This is a genomic window from Oscillibacter sp. KLE 1728, assembly GCF_934833455.1.
Lineage (GTDB): Bacteria > Bacillota > Clostridia > Oscillospirales > Oscillospiraceae > Oscillibacter > Oscillibacter welbionis.
Genome location: NZ_CAKVVF010000081.1, coordinates 1 through 2060, shown reverse-complemented (window position 1 = coordinate 2060; position 2060 = coordinate 1). Strand labels below are relative to the sequence as shown.

Here is a 2060-nt window from a genome sequence, read left to right as displayed (position 1 = left end):
ATGCCAACCACCTTCACCGCGGTGGAACTGAAGAAGTTCCGCACGTTCCGCCAAAACAGCAGCAGGCCGGAGGCCTCCACATCATGGGAGGCCAGCAGGTCCACCGTGGTCAACACCTCTCCCTCCAGAGAGAGGGAGAGAGTGCCAAGCACCTGCCCCTCGGTGACCGGAGCGTCCACAGGACTCTCCAGGTCCAGCGTCCGCTCCAGAGAGGCGGGATCAGTGCCCTTGGGCAGCAACAGCTCCACATCCGCCGCCGGATGGACGGACACATGGTCCACCTTGGACAGCGCCACGCTGACCTCCTTCACCAGCTCAGCCTCCTCCAGCACCGTCTGATAGGAGAAGTTCTCAAAACCCCAGTCGAAGAGACGGGAGGTCTCGGAAAAGCTCTGGACCTGGGTGCCGCCGCTGGGCAAGGTCACGGATTCGGCCCCCAGCACCACGCTGATGAGGGAGAGGCTGCCCTCCGCGGCAGTGGATACCAGGCAGTGGCCGGCATCGGAGGTGGAGCCGGTCTTGACGCCGTGGGCCCGGCTGTCCAGATATCCCAAGGCCCGCCAGTTGGAGATCAGGTAGTTGGTGGAGTGGAGCACCCGCTCCTCGCTGAGATTGGTGGCGGGGATGGTGGCGCTCTTCATATCGCAGATCCGCAGGAAGTCGTCATGCTTCAGGGCCTCCGCTGTGATGAGGTACAAGTCCCAGGCGGAGGTGTAGTGCTGGCTGTCATGCAGGCCGGTGGTGTTGACGAAGTGGGTGTTCTCACACCCCAGAGCCGCAGCCTTTTCATTCATGGCGCCCACGAAGGCGTCCACGCTGCCGCTGACCTGCTCCGCCAGAATGTTGCACGCCTCGTTGGCGGAGACGATCAGCATACACTCCAGCAGCTGCTCCACCGTCAGCACCTCCCCGGCCCGGATGCCGGCGGTGCTGCCATCCGCCGCCAGCCCCTCCAGGGCGCTCTCCGTAACAGTGATTGGCTGGTCCATGGACAGCTGCCCGCTGTCCACTGCCTCCAGCGTCAGCAGAGCGGTCATGATCTTGGTGAGACTGGCGGGATAGAGCTCCTCGTGCTCGTTCTTTCCATAGACCATGCGGCCGGTGTTGGCGTCCACCAGCAGGGCAGCCTTGGCCTGGATGGCGGGGTCAGGCACCTCTGCGGCGGAGGCAGGACCTGTCAGCAGGGAGACCGCCAGGATCAGCAGCAAAAAAACAGAGAAAAAGCGGTGTGTTTTCATATCAAACTCCTACCATCTGTGGTATAATCAACTTGCATCGCGCGGCAGCGGCGGCGAAAAGCGCCGCGGTTCGACATTTCAATTCATAGTATATCAAAAAACGGGTGGGAGTTCAACAGTGAGTGGACGGGGAAGGCCGACAAAAAGTGAGATCATTCTGCTGGGGTTGACGGCGGTGTTCCTGTGCGCCCTGGCGGGCCTGTCTCTTCGGGATCGGCAGGATCGCGTCCCGGGCGTAGTCATTGAGACAGAGGCGGAGGTCCCCCGGGAGGAGATCGCCCCGGACTTCCCGCCGGTGGATCTGAACACTGCCACGGCGGAGGAGCTGGACACGCTGCCCGGCATCGGGGAGAGCCTGGCCCGCCGGATCATCGCGTACCGGGAGGCCAACGGCCCCTTCGGGAGCATTGAGGAGATCATGGAGGTGAGCGGGATCGGAGAGGCGAAATTCGCCGAGCTGGAGGACCGCGTCACTGTGGACAACGGCAAAGGAGAGGTGACAAATGAGGATTCTGGTGGTTGATGACGAAAAGCTGCTGGTCAAAGGCGTGAAATTCAATCTGGAGAACGAGGGGTACGAGGTGGAGTGCGCCTATGACGGTGCATCGGCGCTGGAGCTGGCCCGGGAGGGGCGGTTCGACCTGATATTGCTGGATGTGATGATGCCGGAGATGGACGGGCTGGAGGCCTGCATGAAAATACGGGAATTTTCCAACGTTCCCATTATCATGCTCACCGCCAAGAGTGAGGACGCCGACAAGCTTATGGGCTTTGAGTGCGGGGCGGACGATTATCTCACGAAGCCCTTCAACATTCTGGAGC

3 protein-coding genes are annotated in these 2060 nt (G+C 61.7%); 2 read left to right on the top strand and 1 reads right to left on the bottom strand.

The genetic code is table 11. From position 1 onward, the window contains the following. Positions 1–1238 (bottom strand): D-alanyl-D-alanine carboxypeptidase family protein (locus tag QVE23_RS08960; RefSeq protein WP_287967974.1); only part of this gene is annotated, 1238 nt, incomplete at its 3' end. Positions 1239–1356: 118 nt separating this feature from the next. Between QVE23_RS08960 and QVE23_RS08955 the strand changes: the two genes are divergently transcribed. Both QVE23_RS08955 and QVE23_RS08950 read left to right on the top strand, forming a co-directional pair. Next, positions 1357–1761, top strand: coding sequence for a ComEA family DNA-binding protein (locus tag QVE23_RS08955; RefSeq protein ID WP_021749177.1), 405 nt, complete (start codon positions 1357–1359; stop codon positions 1759–1761). After that, a partial coding sequence (locus tag QVE23_RS08950; RefSeq protein WP_287967973.1) for a response regulator occupies positions 1742–2060 on the top strand: 319 nt, incomplete at its 3' end. The genes QVE23_RS08955 and QVE23_RS08950, both read left to right, overlap by 20 nt.